Here is a 17,973-nt window from a genome sequence, read left to right as displayed (position 1 = left end):
TTGTCAACGGGGAGAAAAAAGATGAAGGATGTAAAAGTTTCGGAAGAGTTTGTACAAAATTTACTTTTGGTTATGCCAAACTGGCATTCTAAGTTGGTAAAACCGTTTAAGGATACACTGAACCGGGAGATGAGCCTGGAGACATATTATTGTCTGGAGACGGTGAAGCAGTGCGGCACTGTGACCATGACAAGGATTGCCCGGGAACTGAAAGTGCCCAAGCAGCAGGTTACAAAATTGATCGATAAGCTGAGTGAATATGAGTTTGTGGAGCGTGTGAGCAATGAAAAAGATAGAAGGACGGTCTGGATTCAGCTCACCCCAAAGGCATCGGCCTATCTGGATGAGTATTATCTGAAAAACAAAGTCTTTATTCAGATGCTGGAGGAACAGCTCACAGAGGAAGAACTGCGGCAGTTGAACGGGGCGGCCAAAACACTCAGTGAGATACTTCCAAAGCTGAAATAGAGGCATTTCCCCTGTATGCACCTGCCGGTTGCCCAATTATACGGCAGACTTGCTGGTGTGCAACCACCATGTTTGTTATAGTTGGGGAAACAAAAGGAGGAAATATAAATGAATGTATCAGAAAAAATATTACAGCTTAGAAAAGCTAAGGGTTTCACACAGGAGGAGCTGGCGGAAAAGCTCAATGTCTCCAGACAGTCAGTCTCAAAATGGGAATCAGGACAGTCTGTACCGGAATTAGAAAAGCTTGTGGCGCTGAGTGGGATTTTTGAAGTGACTACCGATCATCTGCTGAAGCCTTCAGAACTGGATGAGCTTTCTATTAAAACAGAAATGCTGGAAAAACAGCAGCAGGAACTTGCAAGAGAGAGCAGGAAGAGAAAAGAAAAACAGTTCTGTGTCCTGAGCTGTGTGGGTATTTATCTGGCGGCCATTGCGGTTATTGTGCTTCTGAGAGGTATTTCCTTTGAAAATGATTTTCTATGGAATATCTTTCCGGGAGTTACACTGCCGTTTATTATATTAGCAGCAGCCACGGCAGTCGCTATCATGGTTTGCCTTCATCACAGAAACAAATATGATTCAGCCTCACAATAAAGGGTACAGATAACAACAGCTGTAAAATCATTATAACAAGCAGGTCTGGCAGTTCATACAAAATGGCAGAACCTGCTTGTTGTAGTTGAAGGCGATTCTGCATGGATTTTTGCCTGTAACTGTGAGGGTACTGAACAATTACGGAGTATCATATAAATTCTGCGGGTAAGATGTAACCATTCGGAAAAATCAGTTACTAATCTATAGAGGGGAGTGAGAAAATGCAGGAATTTCAGGAACTGTATGAAAAATACAATCAATACGTCTACAATTTTATGCTGAAACTTACCAACTCCAATGCGGACCTTGCAGATGAACTGACCCAGGAAACCTTTTATCAGGTATACCTCTCCCTTCCCAAATACAGAGGAGATTCCAGCATTCTCACCTGGATCTGCGCCATTGCAAAAAATGTCTGCCGCAGATATTATAAGAAAAATCCTGCCACAGCAGACTTTGAGCAAATAGAGCCTGCTTTTCTGAAAGACAGGGAATTTACTTCCATGGAGGAAAGGGCAGAGCAGAAGGAGATATTTTCCCATGCTGTGCAGGAGATCATGGGACTGAAAGAAAAGTACAGGGATGTGCTGATCTACCGTCTGTTTTTCGATATGTCTTTTCATGAGATCGCAGAGGTGATGGGGATAAAAGAAAATTCCGCAAAGGTGATCTATCACCGGGGGAAGAACATGATTCGTGATAGAATGGAGGGATATGGGGATGAAGGATAATAGTTTCTGTCCGGCAGTAAAGGATCTGCTGCCCCTCTATGGGGATGGTGCGCTGAGTCAGGAGACGGAAGAACTGATCAGCAGGCATTTGAGAGCGTGCGGGGAGTGCAGAGCGCTCTATGAAAAGATAAAGGGGGAGGACATCAACACGGCCAATGAGTCAGAGGAAAGAATGCGGTATCAAAAAGTGGCAAAGCGTATCCGCCGCAGGCGGGCAGGAGTGGTGGGGCTTGTTGTATTATTATGTGTTTTGATCTTCATTATAACAGCCAGCATGTTTCAGCCGGCCATTGTCTCAGGTGATTGTATGGCGCCAACCGTCAGGGACGGGGAGTATTACATAATAAATAAATGGGCATACAAAACAGATGTCCCCAGCCGCAGGGATATTCTTGTATATGAGAAAGACGGCATTTACCATATTACCAGAGTGATAGGCCTGCCCGGGGAATGTGTGGAGATGAGACAGGGAGACGTGTACATTGACGGCAGACGATACGGGGAGTACAAGGATTATCCAAAGGACTGCAGTCTGGCGCAGACAGAACTTGGCAGTGATGAATATTTTGTTTTGGAGGATAATCTCAAAGCATCAGAAAATAATGAGCATATGATCAGGGAACGTGACATCACCGGAAAAGTGATGGTCACCCATTAAGGGGAGCAGATGAAAGAGATCATTCAGTTAGAAAAGATTTCAAAAGAATATGATCATAAACGGATCATAAACCAAATTAATCTATCCATATATGAGGGGCAGTCTATTGCGTTTACCGGTCATAACGGAAGCGGAAAAAGCACCATGCTAAAGATTATTGCCGGGCTGGTCAAGCCTTCCGGCGGAAGAGTGGTTTACAGGGACAGGCTGCTGTTTCATTATGTACCGGAACGTTTTCCTAAAATGAGCCTCACAGCTTGGCAGTATTTAAAAAGGATGGGGGAGATAGACGGGATACCGCGGAAAGTTCTGGAAGACAGTTGCGAAAACCTGTTTGAGGATTTTTTCCTGACCGAGATGGTCAATACCTCTATGAAGGACTTGTCCAAGGGGACTTTGCAGAAAATAGGTGTCATACAGGCCCTGTTGCGTAAGCCGCAGGTGCTGCTGCTGGACGAGCCTCTGTCCGGCCAGGATATGGATTCCCAGATGGTCTTTATTGAGAAAATGAATGCCCTCAGAGCAGAAAATGTCACACTTCTCATGTCCTGTCACGAACAATATCTGATGGAAAGTATTTCGGACACGGTATTATCAGTGGGAGAGGGTAAGGTGGAAAAGGTTGACATAACTGCAGCATTCTCCGGAAGAGAGTGCATTTTGTGGTTTGAAAAGCAGAAAAATGCCACTATGCCGGAGAAATACAGTCACTATATCCGGCAGACAGGGGAAGGCTGCAGGGCCAGGATCCCCGAAGATGAGAGCAGTCAGATGATAATGGAGATGATCCGGTGCGGATGGAAACTGAGGGGGATGCGTGATGCGGGAATTTAACGGATTGATAAAATATCAGATGCAGCAGTATTTCAGCACCAGCAAGTTTGTCATGCCTTTTGCCGTGCTCATGATCTTATTGTACAGTATTTATTCTTCAAAGCCGGTGGGAGTGATGGACAGCCTGACAGTATCTTGTGTATTTTTGTTTTTAGTCATGGTGTGGGTTGGGGTCACTGCCTGCGATATGGAGGATATGGTATCGGAACAGATCTTGATACTGAGAGTGCAGAGTGCCGGAAAATATTATGTCAGTCACGCAGTGTTCCTGTTTTTACTTGGAATGATGATAAGTGCCGTTGCGGTTATCTTTCCGGTCCTTATGGATCTGTGGAATCAGGGACAGCTTTTTGAACGGCCTTTTGGTGCTGCAGACCTGGCCGGCGGTTTTACGCTTATGTGCCTGAGCGGATTCTCAGGTGCATCCCTGGGAGAGATCTCACATCCCAGGCTGAACAAGGACAGAAAGGCCGCCATTATCTTCACCTTTCTGCTGGCAGTCACGGCTGTGACAAAGACGGCTCTTTTAAAAGAAGTACCTGTGCTGGCTGTGATTTTATGGGTACTTCCCCCTGTATCAGATGTGATGGCAATATTTGCGGATGAAACCTATTTTTCTGTAAATAAATATAGTACGGCGTTTATTATTCTGCTCTTATCTGGTATGATTTGGACAGCAGTAAAAATCGCGGGTTTGAAGAAAAAAGGATTTTAGCAGCAGAAAGGAGAGAGTTTTGAGAAAAACAGTATTATATATTGCGGAAAGTCTGGATGGTTTTATTGCAGCACCCGATGGGGATGTGAGCTGGCTGACCGGGGAATATCCGGATGGCCTGGAGGAGGGAAGTTATCCTGCGTTTATCAGGACAGTAGATACCGTGCTGATGGGATTTACAACCTATCATCAGATCGTGACAGAGCTTTCACCGGACAGATGGGCCTATGAAGGTATGCAGACCTATGTATTAACCCATAAAGATATCTCGGATAAAAAGGAGATCACTTTCACGGAGGAAACCCCTGAGGTTCTTTTGGAACGTCTGAAAGGGCAGGAGGGGAAGGATATCTGGATTTGCGGAGGGGCGGATATCGTAAACCAGATGGTCCAAAGAGATTTGATCGACGATTACCGGATCACCGTCATACCTGTCATTCTGGGAAAAGGCATAAGGCTGTTTGACGGAGAAAATCCCAAGATAAAACTGAGACTTATTTCAGCCAAATGCTATAACGGTATGACGGATTTGGTATACAGGCGGGAATAGGAAAGAAAACGGAGATCAGGGCAGTATGAGGAGGATGAGATGAAGGGATTTACCAGGGAAGATAAACGGTTTTCGCTGTGCGGGCTGAACTGCGGGCTGTGTCCCATGCAGATTGGAGGGTATTGTCCCGGATGCGGGGGTGGTGAGGGAAACCAGTCCTGTGCCATTGCCAGATGCAGTCTGGAGCACGATAAAGTGGAATACTGCTGGCAGTGCGGGGATTACCCCTGCGGCAGATATGAAGGGAGAGACGAATACGACAGTTTTATCACACATCGCAGCAGGGGAAAAGACATGCAGAAGGCTAAAGAGGCAGGCAGCAGGGCTTATGGGGAAGAACAGGCAGAGAAAGCGGAAATTTTAAGATATCTACTGGAGCATTTTAATGATGGGAGAAAAAAGAATTTTTACTGTTTGGCAGTAAATTTGCTGGATTTAGAGGATATCAGGTCCGTGATGAAGGTGATTGCGGAGAAAGAGGGGATCATGGACCTGCCGCCAAAAGAGCGGGCAGCTTTTGTCTCTAAGCTGTTTCAGGCAGCAGCCGGGGCACATGGGATAGAATTGAAATTAAGAAAAAAGCCGGCCGGGAAGAGTCAGAAAACACCATAAATTTTTCATTTTCCATTTCCTTTTATCTGTGACTTTGATAGAATAGAAAGGAAAATGGCAGCAGTTATCCGCTGAGCGGTGAGGAGGAGATCGTCCGCAATGAGGAGAAATGTCCTCCCGGACAGCCAGCCTGTGTGCCGAATGACAAAAGATAAGAAGGCAGGAAAGAAAATGGAAGGAAAGAAAAAGAGGATCTTCAGGGCATTCTGTGCGGCCTTCCCTTATACCATACCTATTTTTGCAGGGTTTTGGTTTTTGGGGCTGACCTATGGCATTTACATGAATGTCTCCGGATTCAGTTTTTGGTATCCCATGATCATGAGCCTCACCATTTTTGCAGGCTCTATAGAATTTGTGGTGGTCAATATGCTGCTGGGCGCGTTCAATCCCCTGCAGGCTTTTGTCATGACCCTGATGATAAATGCCCGGCATTTATTTTACGGCATTTCCATGCTGGATAAATACAGAAATACAGGCTGGAAAAAGGGGTTCCTGATTTTTGGGATGTGTGATGAGAGCTTTACCATCAACTATACAGCAAAGATACCGGAGGACGTAGACAGAGGCTGGTTTATGTTTTTCGTGACGCTGCTGAATTATTTTTATTGGTTTTCCGGTTCCACATTGGGTGGGATCTTTGGTTCTCTTCTGAAGTTCAATACAGAAGGGCTTGACTTTGTGATGACTGCCATGTTTGTGGTTATCTTTATGGAGCAATGGCTCAAAGAAAAGAACCATGTGAGTTCCCTGCTGGGACTGGGTTTGTCTCTTCTGTGCCTGCTGGCCTTTGGGGCGGAGAATTTCATGATCCCTGCCATGGCGGCAATCATAGGAGTGCTGACCCTGCTTCGGAAACCTATTGAAAAAGAAAGGGGGGAAGTCTGCCAATGACTCTTACGCAGCAGATCATAACGATTGCTATGGTGGTTCTGGGCACCATGCTCACACGCTTTCTGCCCTTTCTGCTTTTTCCCGCGGGAAAACCGACTCCCAAGTACATACAGTATCTTGGCAGGGTGCTGCCGGCGTCTGTCTTTGGGCTGCTGGTCATTTACTGCCTGAAGAATGTAAGTGTTTTTACAGGCAGTCACGGCATACCCGAACTTCTGGCTATTCTGCTGGTGGTGGTGCTTCATCTCTGGAAACGGCAGATGCTGTTATCTATAGCAGGGGGCACGGTGTTTTACATGATTTTAGTACAGACGGTTTTTTGAATAAAAGTATTGACTCTCCCATAATGTTACACCCTATACTCTAAATGAGCTCGAATCATTCACATATGTGAAAGGTAAAAAAACATGTTAAAAATAGGAGATTTTTCAAAACTGTCAAGGATCAGTATCCGTATGCTGCGGCATTACGATGAAATCGGTCTGCTGAAGCCGGAAAAGGTGGATGTGTTCACTGGCTACAGATATTATGACGAATCCCAGCTTCTGGACGGAGAGCGTATCCAGGTGCTGAAGAACATGGGATTTGGTCTCTCCGTGATCCGGGAGATCATGGAGAATTATGCAGACCCGGAGGAACTGAAGCATTTTCTGGAGATCAAAAGACATGAAATTGCAGAGCAGGAGCAGATACTGAGGCGGAGAAAACATCTGATTGACAGTACCATGGAGTGGCTGAGAAAGGATGGTAATATTATGGGATACGATGTAAGTCTGAAGATTCTGCCGAAACGTTATGTAGCCAGTGTGCGGCAGGTGATCCCTTCCTATGAGGAGGAGGGGAGGCTGTGGCATATTATGATGGAGGAGACATTGGGCAGGAACATTCGCTATGACAGCCCTGCTTATGACCTGGCCGTATTTTATGATGGGGAGCATATGGAGGGAAATGTGGATGTGGAGGTGCAGCGGGCGGTAACCGGCACCTATCAGGACACAGAACATGTGAAATTCAAAACTGCACCCCAGGTCCAGTATGCCGGAGCTGCTTTTAAAGGGCAGTATGAAAAGATCACTAAGGTGAATGAAGCAGTGGCTAAGTGGTGTGCGGACAACGGGTATGAGTTCGATGGAATGGGATTTAACATTTATCATGTGGGACCAAAGGATACACAGGATCCGGAGGAGTATGTGACGGAGGTTTGTTATCCGGTAAAGAAGAAACAGTAAATAAGATGGAAAAGGCTTCTCTTAGGAGAGGCTTTTTTCATGTGATTTCCAGGCCGTGCATGGAAGTACCGGTCATTTAAAAATATATTAATTTGCAGTAGTTTACCCATATGCTATAATAAAATTATTGTATCATTTATGTAAAAAATAATAAAAAGGTTCATTCTATTGATGATCAAGGGGAGGTTTTCATGGCAGGGGTGATCAGAGCTGCGTTTTTTTTGCTGCTTTGTCTGCTGGTCTGCTGCACCGGCGGATGTGGAAATAACAAAGAGGATACAGCAAAAAGGGTATGTAAAACTAGTATGTTTTCATGGGAAGAGGAATACCTGCTGCCAGATATGGAGGCGGAGGCAGGGCAGGCTTTGGAAACACTTGGCTGCGAGGCGGTGTACCAGCAGATACCGGAGGATACGGATATTGACGTAATAAAGGATTATCTGAAACGGCGCAGGAAAGCGGGGCAGGATGTTTACTGCCTGGCCGGAGATTCAAAGTGGGCAGTGCAGAAGAACGGGGAAGCCATGCTTCGGACTGTTGAAATCGTAGGAAAATGGAATAAAGAGGCAAGAGGGGATGGGGGATTCTGCGGAATCGTATGGGATGTGGAACCCTATCTGCTGATGCGGTGGGAGACTGACCCTGTCACAGTCATGGCACAGTTTGTACAGAACGCTGTAAAGGCATACCGGGCTGCAAAAGAGCAGGATCTGCTGGTGATTTTGTGTATTCCCAATTTTTACGACGCAGTGGGCATGGAGGAGTCGCTGGAAAAGCTGATCCAGTCAGGCTGTGATGCTGTAGCTGTTATGAATTATGACAAAACAGATGAGGCAGGACAGATATCAGGAGAAGCGGAGCTGGCGGCAAAATATGAAAAGGGGATCATTCATATCACGGAAATGCAGAAGCCGGGCACCCATGAACTGGAACCGAAAAACACGTATTACCAGGATGGTTTTGAGGCGGTCAAAAAAAGCTGGAAACATCTCAGGGAAGAAATCCCAAATGAGAATATGGGATTTTCCTGGCATTACCTGAAACCTGTGCTGGAATTGCTGAGGGAAAGGGAATAATGGATTATGAGAGAGGTATTGCGCCAGGAAAAAAAATATTTGTTGTCTTATGACCAGTTCAGAACATTAGATAATACATTTGAAAAAGTGCTGCATCCGGACCCCCATAACGGTGTGACCGGATACGCGGTGCGCAGTCTGTATTTTGATACCATGCAGGAGAGAGATTTTTATGAAAAGGAGGATGGGCTTGAGATCCGCAGAAAGATACGTCTGAGAACCTATGACCCCTCGTCCGATTTTGCAATGCTGGAGATGAAACAAAAGCAGGGAGAGAATCAGAAAAAAAGGTCTCTGCGGGTCACAAGAGAGCATGCAATAGAGTTGTCACAGGGAAGATACGGATGCCTTCTGGGGTATGAGGATTCCTTTGCAAAGGAGTGTTATGGGCTTATGAATATGATGTGTTACCGCCCAAAATCCATTGTGGAATACCAGAGGAAAGCATATATAGCAAGCGAGAACAAGACCCGTATCACTTTTGATTTTGATATAAAAGCTACAGAAAGTGATTTCCGGATTTTTGCCCCGGATTTAAATCAGAATCCTGTGATGGATAGATATCTGGTGGTTATGGAAGTAAAATACAGCGGATTTATGTTAAGCTATATAAAAAAGATGGTAAGCTTGGAGGGGAAAAGTCCTCTTTCGGTGAGCAAATACAGTCTTTCCAGAAGCACCAGCCTTCATTATTTATTTTAAAAAACGATTCCGTACCCTGGCAGATGCCGCTTCATGATACACACAAACTCCAGGGAGAGCAGAAAGAGAGGATAAGAACCATATGAAAAATTACATTTACTCTATGTTTGAGGAGACAGGTTCCCTGAATACGGAACAGATCATCTTAAATATACTGGTGGCCGTTATTCTGGGAGTTGTCATTTACCTGTCTTATTATTTCACCCACGCAGGCGGGGTGTATTCCAAAAAGTTTAATGTATCTCTCATAACCCTGACAATCCTGACCGCAACAGTGATGACTGTCATCGGAAATAACATTGCATTATCGCTTGGTATGGTAGGTGCGCTGTCCATTGTAAGATTCCGGACAGCGATCAAGGATTCCCGGGATACCACTTATATTTTCTGGACTATAATTGTGGGTATCTGCTGCGGTGTGGGGGACTATGTGGTAGCCTGCGTGGGAAGCGGAATTGTCTTTTTGGTCCTGCTTGTGCTTGGCAGAGTCAAGAATGACAACAGGATTCTCCTCATCATACGGGGGGCCAGAAATATGGAGCGCAGGATTGAAGCAATAGTATTTGACTATTTTGAAGCAAAAGCCATGCTGAGGGTTAAGAATACAAGCCGGGAATCCATTGAACTGATATACGAGATGCCCAGAAAGACGTATCTTATTTCTAATAAAAAAGAAAAGAGCATTGCGGAAATGCTGTATGAACTGGAATCTATTGAATATGTGAACATTGTAACGCAGAATGATGAGATCAGCGGGTAACAGAGCATGAAAAGTAAATGGATATACGTGGGGGCAGTGTTGCTGTCACTGGCCGGCGTACTGAGCATAGCAAAATTTGCGGAGCCGGAAAATGCCAGGGTGCAGCAGCATAAGTCTTACAATACAGAGGTGAAGGATACCAATCTATCTGTCGAGGCCTCAGATTTTTCCTCCCATCTGCCGGTTGTAAGTATTGAGACAGATGGGCAGACCATACCGGGAAGGCCGGAACAAGGCCAGAGGGTAAGCCAGGTGGAGAATACCTTTATCTCAGCCAGGATGCAGATCATGGAAAATGACGGAAAGCTCAATACACTGAAAGATGAACCACAGGTGGACGCAGACATACAGATACGTGTCAGGGGGAATTCTTCCAGGCTGTTTGATAAGGTGGGATATCTGTTTAAATTTACTGACACGGACGGCAGCGATAAGCCCTATGAGGTTATGGGGATGGAGCAGGACAGCACCTGGGTGCTGCACGGGCCGTTTCTGGATAAAACGCTTATGCGGAATTACATGTGGTATAACCTTTCCGGACAGATCATGGAGTGGGCGCCTGATGTACGTTTTTGTGAGGTGTTCCTAAACGGGGCTTACCAGGGAGTATATGTGATGACAGAACAGATAAGCGTGGAGGAAGGCAGGATAGAGGTGACGGAGTACGACGGAAGGTCTAATATCTCCAGCTATATTGTGTGTGTGGACAGAGAGAGCGTTAATGATGTGGACTACCTGGATAACTTTACAGAATATGCAAGGCGTATGACCAGCAAGGTGGAGGTCAAATATCCGGGGGCCAGGAAACTGACACCGGAGATCACGGATTATATCAGCCGGGATTTTTCGGAATTTGAGAAGTCGCTGTATTCCTACGATTATACTTCCAAACGTTATGGATACCGGAATTATATAGATACAGACAATTTTGTGGATTATTTTATTATCAATGAGGTGACACAGAATGCTGATGCAGGCATTTATTCCACTTACTTTTACAAAGATATAACGGGAAAGCTGAAAATGTCAGTGTGGGATTTTAATAACTGCTGTGATAATTATATGGAATACCAGCAGCCCATGGCAGGATTTTTCATGCAGAACAGAACCTGGTTTTTTATGCTCACCAAGGATGAGGACTTTACGGAGAAGATAATAACCAGATACAGGCAGCTCAGAAAAGGCATATTGAGCGATGATAATGTAAAGGCATATATGGAAGAAGTGCAGGACTATCTGGGATGTGCGGTGGAGCGGAATTTCCGGGTATGGGGATATACTTTTGAATCCCAAAATGATCTGCTGGCAGGGGAAGGACGGCAGATCGGCTCTTATGAGGAGGCGGTGGAACAATACCGGAAACGTCTTGTGAGCCGCATGGGATGGCTGGATAAACACATAGATGACCTGTATTCTTATAGTCATGAGTCTGTGAATAAAAAATTCAATGACTAGTGGAGGAAACACATTTTGAAGAAATTTTTGATAGGGGCTGTTTCACTGATCCTTCTGGTTTTCCTGCTGGATACGGCATATTACCGGTGGGGATTCTATATTGATCTTCATCCGGGCAGGCAGGTCAGTACATTTACCGGAGTCAGCGGAAAGGAGATCCTGGTGAATGAGGGAAACGGTCCAAAGCCTTTTGAAATAAAGGGTGTGGATCTGGGGGCCGGAATACCGGGACATTTTGCCACAGAATATGCCATTGACAAGGAAACGTACCTGAGGTGGTTTGGTATGATCCGGGAGATGGGAGCAAATACCATCCGTGTGTACACCATTCTTTCCAGCGATTTCTATGAGGCAGTGTATGAATATAATAAGGACAATCCCGATCCCCTCTATATTATCCACGGGGTATGGGTCAATGATTATATACAGAATTCCCATGTGGATGCGTTTGATGATTCTTTTCTAAAAACGTTTAAGACAGACTGCAGGACTCTTGTTGATATCATCCACGGTAAGAAAAAGGTGAATCTTGGATACAGCACGTCCAATGCCAGCGGTTCTTATACAAAAGATATCTCCCCATGGGTATTGGGATATATTCTGGGAGTGGAGTGGGAAGATGTGACGGTGGCATATACGGACCATATGCGAAAAGAAAACAATACTTACCGGGGGGAATACATGTATACCACCCAGGAGGCCACACCATTTGAGGCCATGCTGGCGGAAGTGGGAGACCAGATCATTATGTATGAGAGCAAAAAATATAAGCAGCAGCGCCTTGTGGCATTTTCCAACTGGCCGACAACAGACCCCATGGAGTATCCGGAAGAGATCAACCGGTTGTTTATGAAATGTGCAAAAGTAGATGTGGAGCATATTGCGTCCACGGACAAATTCCTCTCAGGTCAGTTTGCCTCATACCATGTATACTCTTATTATCCTGATTATTTGAGCCATTATGACTCCTGGACGGATGAGATCCCTTATGCGGACGATTACCTGCAGGAGGACGGCAGCTATAACACTTATGGCATATATCTGGAGATGCTGAACCGGCACCATTCTATGCCGGTTGTTATATCGGAGTTCGGGGTACCTACATCCAGGGGCAGGGCACAGCTTGACTTTCATACTGCCCGTTCCCAGGGATATATGTCAGAGAAAGAACAGGGAAATGCCCTGGTGTCAAGCTATCAGGATATTAAAAAGTCCGGGTGTGCGGGAAGCGTTGTTTTTTCCTGGCAGGATGAGTGGTTCAAACGGACGTGGAATACCATGGCCAACGTGGATCTGACCAAGACTGCCTATTGGAGCGATTTTCAGACAAATGAGCAGTTTTTCGGGCTGATGTCTTTTGACCCCGGGGAGGAAGAGAGCGTCTGCTACACGGACGGAGACATAGGGGAGTGGAGCGGGGATGACGTTCTTACGGAAAATGGAGATTATGCGCTGTCCATGAAATATGATGAGAAGTTTATCTATTTCAGAGTCCACAAGGATAACCTGGATCTTGAAAATGAGAAAATTTATATTCCTCTTGATATTACGCCTAAGACGGGCAGTTATTATGCGGAAGGGGAGGATGTGAAATTTGAACGCCAGGCCGATTTTCTGCTGGTTTTGGACGGCAGGAAGAATAGCCGTGTGCTGGTGCAGAAGCGTTACGATGTATTTCACGTAGTGTACAGCGAAGATTACGGGGAGGAAAATCCGTTCTTTGATCCACCGGATAAGGATAGCCCTGTGTTTGACAGAATCTATATGGCCCTGCAGATCGGCAATGTAAATGCAGCGGAAGAGGGGGACCGAATGTCTGAGAAGTTCGAGACGGGAAGCCTTACCTATGGCAATGGAAACCCGTATGACCGGGAATACAATTCCGTATCGGACTTTATTGTCAGTGGCGACGATATTGAAATCCGCCTTCCGTGGGATCTGCTGAACTTTTCCAATCCCTCCCAAATGCAGGTGCATGATGACTATTATGAGAACTATGGAATCGAGAATCTGCAGATAGACGGAATTTATGCAGGAATCGGAACCGATGCTGCGAAAAATGACAGGATCGGGATGGAATGGAAGGAGCTGAAGGGATGGGGGAAAAATCCAACCTATCATGAGCGGCTGAAACAATCTTATTACATGATGCAGGAAATATGGAACAAATAGGAAAACATAAAGGAGGAGCCAATGCATGTACTTTCAATCAAGCCGGAAATGATTCTCTATTTTTATATGGCAAGCTGCCTGGCTGTCCTTGTGTTTAATATACTCTATATATTTGTGGATAAGTATAAAGGCCGGCGCCTGGAGCACAGGAGTCTGGAGATGGTTGACGAGATCAGCGGGCAGATACAGGACACGAAGGAAGGCAATATACAGGAGGCCTATTTTTTTGGTCTGGCCCGCAGACTTAGAAAGCTGGAAAAGCTGAGGGCATTTGAGTTTTCCATGGATGAGATACAGAAGACAGTGCCAAAAGAGGATATGAAAGAGTATCTGGAGCATCTGCGCAGGGTTTTTCTGGAGCTGGTCCCCATATATGAAAAGAGGGATGAGATCGAACAGGCATATTTTGCCAGCCTTGTGGAGAAATTTGAAATTGACAGAGGGCATAAGGGGTATGACGGTCTGATGGATCTTATGATACGGATGGTAGTGAATAAAGGGGTGTATGTCAGGGAAAATGCGCTGAAAGCCCTCTATATGATGGGGAATAAAGGGGCAGTGCTGGCAGCCTGGGAGAAGATGGAGGATAACGAGATCTATCACAGCAAAAAACTTTTGTCAGATGGTCTTCTAAGCTTCACCGGTGACAGGGGTGAGCTGGCCTGTCTGCTGTTTGGCCACAGGGACAGATTTGAACCACGTCTGATACTGCCTGTCATGCAGTTTATCCGGTTCTTAGGTGAGGACTTCAGGAGTGGATTCCTTGAAATCATGAAGAAAGAGACAGAGGATAAGGAAATCCGCCTGGAGGCAGTCCGATATTTCAGAAAATACCCATATGGACCGGCAAGAGAGGCACTGCAGAGATTTTTGCAGTACCATGAATTTCTGGACTGGGAATACGCCGCGGTGGCGGCCCAGGCGCTTGCGTCCTATCCGGGGCCGGATACCGTAGACTGTCTGAAAGAAGGGCTGAAAGCTGCTAACTGGTATGTGAGGCTCAATTGCGCGGATGCGCTCATTGTGGGACTTAAAATACAGAAAAAAGATTTATTCGACGTGTACAATGGCCGTGACCGTTATGCCAGGGAGATTTTGCATTACGTCACAGAAAAAATTGAGATTAAAGGCCAGGAAATGGAGCTGAGGGAGACAGATGTTTGAATTTGTTAAGTATTTTTATACCGTAGTTGGTGTGTTGTTCGTCATCTACCTGCTGGGGTATTCCACATTTCTGATAGCCTCTGTGATCGCCGGTTCCCTTGACCTGTATAAAGAGAGCAAAAAAAGAAGGTACCACAATGAGATCGATCATAACTATTATGTACCGGTGTCTATTGTAGTTCCCGCATATAATGAGGAGGTTACGGTGGTTGATACCGTAAAATCCCTGCTGATGATGGATTACAAACTATATGAGATAGTGGTTGTGGATGACGGGTCAAAGGATGGGACAACGCAGGTACTTCTGGATGCTTTTCATCTGAAAAAGGTGATGCGGCCTATAAACCGCCAGATAGGGTGCAAAAAGGAACAAAATGTCTATGAGGCGGTGGTGAATGGAATCAATATCACTTTGGTGCAGAAGATAAACGGCGGTAAGGCGGATGCCCTGAATATGGGGATCAATGCGTCCAGATATCCATATTTTATATGTATGGATGCGGACAGTGTGTTGCAGAAGGACTCTTTAAAATATATTGTCCGCCCTGTTTTGGAGGATGATACCATTATAGCTGTAGGCGGGCTGGTGAGGATATCCAATTGTGCAGTGCTCAGTGAGGGAGAGCTGGTGGACTATCACATGCCCTGGAATCCCATTGTGGGAATGCAGATACTGGAGTATGACCGCTCTTTTATGGCATCCCGGATCCTTATGGATAAATTTAACGGCAACCTGATCATATCCGGGGCATTCGGGCTGTTCAAAAAGGATATGGCTGCCAGCGTGGGCGGTTATGATGCTTCCACCATGGGGGAGGATATGGAACTGGTGGTTAAACTCCATGCTTTTTGCCGTATCAACAAGATACCTTACGGAATACGGTATATTCCCGATGCCATCTGCTGGAGCCAGTGTCCATCCAGTATAGGGGATTTGAAGAAGCAGCGGAGGCGGTGGTTTTTAGGACTTTTCCAGTGTCTGAATAAACACAGGAGAATGTTTATGGCCCCAGAATTCGGAGTGGTGGGTTATATTTCATATTTATACTATCTATTGTATGAATTGCTGTCACCATTTATCGAACTGTTCGGGCTTGTGACTATTCTTCTGGCATATATGGTAAATTTGATAAATGTGCCGTTTATGATAATGTTTTTTCTGATTTACGCCCTCTATGGAGCTGTTTTGACCATCACCGCGTTCTTTGCCAGAATCTATACACAGAATATCAAGTTGTCCGCGCTGGATGTGGTGAAGGCTGTCTATCTGTGTATTGCGGAGAGCGTTTTTTTCAGATTCATTCAGGCGTTTACCAGAATGACGGCATTTTTCGGATATAAGAAGCGGAAAAATGTGTGGGGGCAGATTAAAAGACAGAAAATACATCTCAATCAAACAGGCGGAGAAAAGGGGAAAACAGGAGATGAAAAATAGGAAGACAGGAAAAATGCGCAGATCCCAAGTCATGTGTCTGGCAGTGTTTGCCGCAGCCATGCTTTTTTGGGCACCCTCTGTATGCCGTGCAGGAAATGAGGTTTATGTGGCCGGTATGCCGGACTCCTGGCCATTTGAGTTTTACAGCAAGGGGGAGAATGACTACAAAGGGGTGCTTCCTGACCTTTTAAAAGAGGCTGGGGATGCTGCGGGAATCACCATAAAGTATATAAAGCCTTCCGATAAGGACAGGCGTCTGGCTCTGGCTGGGAATATTCAGGCCGATGCGGTCTGGACCCTGGGACTTACAGAAGATGAGATAAACGACGCAGGTCTTAAAAAGGGCCGTGACCTGATCGTATATGAGAATGACAAGAAAGAACAGGCAATAAGCCTGGCTTATACCAAGAGTATGGAGGACGGAGATATAGAAAAACTGGAAGAGGCTTTTCTGAATATTGATAAAGCGAAGATCCAGGGGGTTTATGCAGGCTATGCTGCTAAGGGGGATGACGCTGCAGGGAGAGCAGGCATTTATCTTTGGACCATAGTGGGACTTTCCGTTTTTTCTGTGTTGATCCTGGTGACTTTTCCGGTTTTCTTTTTGAGAAAGAGGCACCAGATGGAGCTGATGGCTTATAAAGACGACGTTACGGGCAGAGATAATCTTACATCCTGGAAGCAGAAATTCTCAAAATGTATTGTGGAGGAGAACAGAAACCATTATGCTGTGCTCTTTTTGTATGCGGGTATTGACGTGGTAAGCCATATTTACGGATACAAGGAGGCGGAGAATGCACTTCAACTGATCAGTGATACCTGTGAATCCCTGATCAAACCTGAAAAGGAGGCATTTTCCAGGTTTAATGAATTTTATTATATTTTCTTCGTAGAGTATACCGGTGTGGATCAGCTGAAAGAGCGGGTCAGGGACATGCAGGAGCAAGTAGTGGAGGCGTTTAAAAAACAGCAGAAAAAATATTTTCTGGAGATGCACACAGGTATCTACAGAATGACCAGTGTGGACGAGGACCCTTTGAAGACCATCCAGTTCAGCGAAGTAGCTATGGAATATGCAAAGATGCACGTCCAGGATTACGCCCTTTATGATGAATATGTGGAGCGGGAGACCATATCCGGTTATGCCATGGAACATGAGGCGATCCACGGGCTGATGCATGAAGAGTTTATCATGTATCTGCAGCCCATGGTGGACTTGGAAAGCGGCAAAATATGTGGAGCGGAGGCCCTGGTCAGATGGCAGAATCCCAACCGGGGGCTTTTAAGACCAAATGATTTTTTAAATGTCATGAAGCGCAAGCAGCTCACAGGAAAGATGAATATGGAGATTTACCGGCAGGGCTGCCGGTTTCTGAAGGAGGAGGCAGAGAAGGGGAATTCTCTCAGACTGCTGTTTAACTTTACCGTTGAGAATATCGGTGACGAGCAGTTTGCAGGGCATTTGTATGCCATAGCCGAACAGTATGAGATCAGCCGGGATCAGATCATAGTCCAGTTAAACCAGATGGTGGAAATGAGTCAGTCAGACATTTACATGAAGACGATAAAACAGCTCAGGCAGTATGGGTTTGATGTGTATCTGGCAGGTCTGGAGCTGGATAGGGTTTTCTTTCATTATCTTTACTGCGGAATTAACGGGATTAAACTGAGGCAGGAAATGATCAGTGAGATCCATAAGCCCCAGGGAAAAGTGGTAGTGAAAAGCGTAGTGGAATTATGCAGGAAGCTGAATCTGGAGGTGCTCAGTGTAGGGGTGGAAGATGAGGAACAGGAAGCCTTTTTGAGAGAACTGGGATGCACTATGGTCAGCGGGTTCCACTATTACTATCCTGTCAGCCGGGAAGTGTTTTGTGAGCTGACATGGGGAAAATGACCAAACACACAGAAGTGATACAGGACGGAA

General features: G+C 45.6%; 19 protein-coding genes. All 19 read left to right on the top strand.

The window, feature by feature from the left end:
* Positions 1 to 21 precede the first annotated feature (21 nt).
* Positions 22 to 468: a MarR family winged helix-turn-helix transcriptional regulator gene (locus tag C6P39_RS05540; RefSeq protein ID WP_095175414.1), complete on the top strand. Its 447-nt coding sequence runs from the start codon at positions 22 to 24 to the stop codon at positions 466 to 468.
* Between the two features lie 108 nt (positions 469 to 576).
* Positions 577 to 1,065, top strand: coding sequence for a helix-turn-helix domain-containing protein (locus C6P39_RS05535; RefSeq protein ID WP_104803102.1), 489 nt, complete (start codon positions 577 to 579; stop codon positions 1,063 to 1,065).
* Between the two features lie 221 nt (positions 1,066 to 1,286).
* Positions 1,287 to 1,796 (top strand): RNA polymerase sigma factor, encoded by a 510-nt coding sequence (locus tag C6P39_RS05530; protein WP_095175412.1) that lies wholly within the window; start codon positions 1,287 to 1,289, stop codon positions 1,794 to 1,796.
* Positions 1,786 to 2,454 carry a signal peptidase I gene (lepB, locus tag C6P39_RS05525; RefSeq protein WP_158661467.1) on the top strand — a complete coding sequence of 223 codons (669 nt, stop codon included), beginning with the start codon at positions 1,786 to 1,788 and terminating at the stop codon, positions 2,452 to 2,454. The genes C6P39_RS05530 and lepB overlap by 11 nt, the downstream gene beginning before the upstream one ends.
* A gap of 9 nt (positions 2,455 to 2,463) precedes the next feature.
* A complete protein-coding gene (locus C6P39_RS05520; protein WP_104803100.1) occupies positions 2,464 to 3,288 on the top strand; it encodes an ATP-binding cassette domain-containing protein in 825 nt (274 codons plus the stop codon).
* Positions 3,275 to 4,003 carry a hypothetical protein gene (locus tag C6P39_RS05515; RefSeq protein WP_104803099.1) on the top strand — a complete coding sequence of 243 codons (729 nt, stop codon included), beginning with the start codon at positions 3,275 to 3,277 and terminating at the stop codon, positions 4,001 to 4,003. The genes C6P39_RS05520 and C6P39_RS05515 overlap by 14 nt, the downstream gene beginning before the upstream one ends.
* A gap of 19 nt (positions 4,004 to 4,022) precedes the next feature.
* The gene (locus tag C6P39_RS05510; protein ID WP_104803098.1) at positions 4,023 to 4,553 is read left to right on the top strand and encodes a dihydrofolate reductase family protein; all 531 of its coding nucleotides are present in this window, start codon (positions 4,023 to 4,025) and stop codon (positions 4,551 to 4,553) included.
* A gap of 39 nt (positions 4,554 to 4,592) precedes the next feature.
* The gene (locus C6P39_RS05505) at positions 4,593 to 5,165 is read left to right on the top strand and encodes a DUF3795 domain-containing protein (protein ID WP_104803097.1); all 573 of its coding nucleotides are present in this window, start codon (positions 4,593 to 4,595) and stop codon (positions 5,163 to 5,165) included.
* Between the two features lie 171 nt (positions 5,166 to 5,336).
* Entirely contained in the window at positions 5,337 to 6,056 is a 720-nt protein-coding gene (azlC, locus tag C6P39_RS05500) for an azaleucine resistance protein AzlC (protein WP_095175670.1), read from the top strand.
* Positions 6,053 to 6,379, top strand: a complete 327-nt coding sequence (locus C6P39_RS05495) for a branched-chain amino acid transporter permease (protein WP_278277954.1) — start codon at positions 6,053 to 6,055, stop codon at positions 6,377 to 6,379. Before azlC ends, C6P39_RS05495 begins: the two co-directional genes overlap by 4 nt.
* An 84-nt stretch (positions 6,380 to 6,463) precedes the next feature.
* Positions 6,464 to 7,285, top strand: a complete 822-nt coding sequence (locus C6P39_RS05490) for a MerR family transcriptional regulator (RefSeq protein ID WP_104803096.1) — start codon at positions 6,464 to 6,466, stop codon at positions 7,283 to 7,285.
* A 191-nt stretch (positions 7,286 to 7,476) separates the two neighbouring features.
* Positions 7,477 to 8,361 carry a hypothetical protein gene (locus tag C6P39_RS05485; RefSeq protein ID WP_104803095.1) on the top strand — a complete coding sequence of 295 codons (885 nt, stop codon included), beginning with the start codon at positions 7,477 to 7,479 and terminating at the stop codon, positions 8,359 to 8,361.
* A 6-nt stretch (positions 8,362 to 8,367) separates the two neighbouring features.
* Positions 8,368 to 9,063: a polyphosphate polymerase domain-containing protein gene (locus C6P39_RS05480; protein WP_095175403.1), complete on the top strand. Its 696-nt coding sequence runs from the start codon at positions 8,368 to 8,370 to the stop codon at positions 9,061 to 9,063.
* 82 nt (positions 9,064 to 9,145) lie between these two features.
* Complete coding sequence (locus C6P39_RS05475) at positions 9,146 to 9,823, top strand: DUF4956 domain-containing protein (protein ID WP_095175402.1); 678 nt, start codon at positions 9,146 to 9,148, stop codon at positions 9,821 to 9,823.
* A 6-nt stretch (positions 9,824 to 9,829) separates the two neighbouring features.
* Positions 9,830 to 11,278 (top strand): CotH kinase family protein, encoded by a 1,449-nt coding sequence (locus C6P39_RS05470; RefSeq protein ID WP_104803094.1) that lies wholly within the window; start codon positions 9,830 to 9,832, stop codon positions 11,276 to 11,278.
* Positions 11,279 to 11,293: 15 nt separating this feature from the next.
* Positions 11,294 to 13,450, top strand: a complete 2,157-nt coding sequence (locus tag C6P39_RS05465; protein WP_104803093.1) for a hypothetical protein — start codon at positions 11,294 to 11,296, stop codon at positions 13,448 to 13,450.
* A gap of 21 nt (positions 13,451 to 13,471) precedes the next feature.
* Positions 13,472 to 14,614, top strand: coding sequence for a hypothetical protein (locus C6P39_RS05460; RefSeq protein WP_104803092.1), 1,143 nt, complete (start codon positions 13,472 to 13,474; stop codon positions 14,612 to 14,614).
* Positions 14,607 to 16,049, top strand: coding sequence for a glycosyltransferase family 2 protein (locus C6P39_RS05455; RefSeq protein ID WP_104803091.1), 1,443 nt, complete (start codon positions 14,607 to 14,609; stop codon positions 16,047 to 16,049). Before C6P39_RS05460 ends, C6P39_RS05455 begins: the two co-directional genes overlap by 8 nt.
* 13 nt (positions 16,050 to 16,062) lie before the next feature.
* Entirely contained in the window at positions 16,063 to 17,943 is a 1,881-nt protein-coding gene (locus tag C6P39_RS05450) for a GGDEF domain-containing phosphodiesterase (protein WP_242986941.1), read from the top strand.
* The last annotated feature ends 30 nt before the right edge of the window (positions 17,944 to 17,973 follow it).

The sequence above is a fragment of the Blautia marasmi genome, assembly GCF_900258535.1.
GTDB classification, from domain to species: Bacteria; Bacillota; Clostridia; order Lachnospirales; family Lachnospiraceae; genus Blautia; species Blautia hominis.
This window is presented reverse-complemented; position numbering and strand designations above follow the sequence as displayed.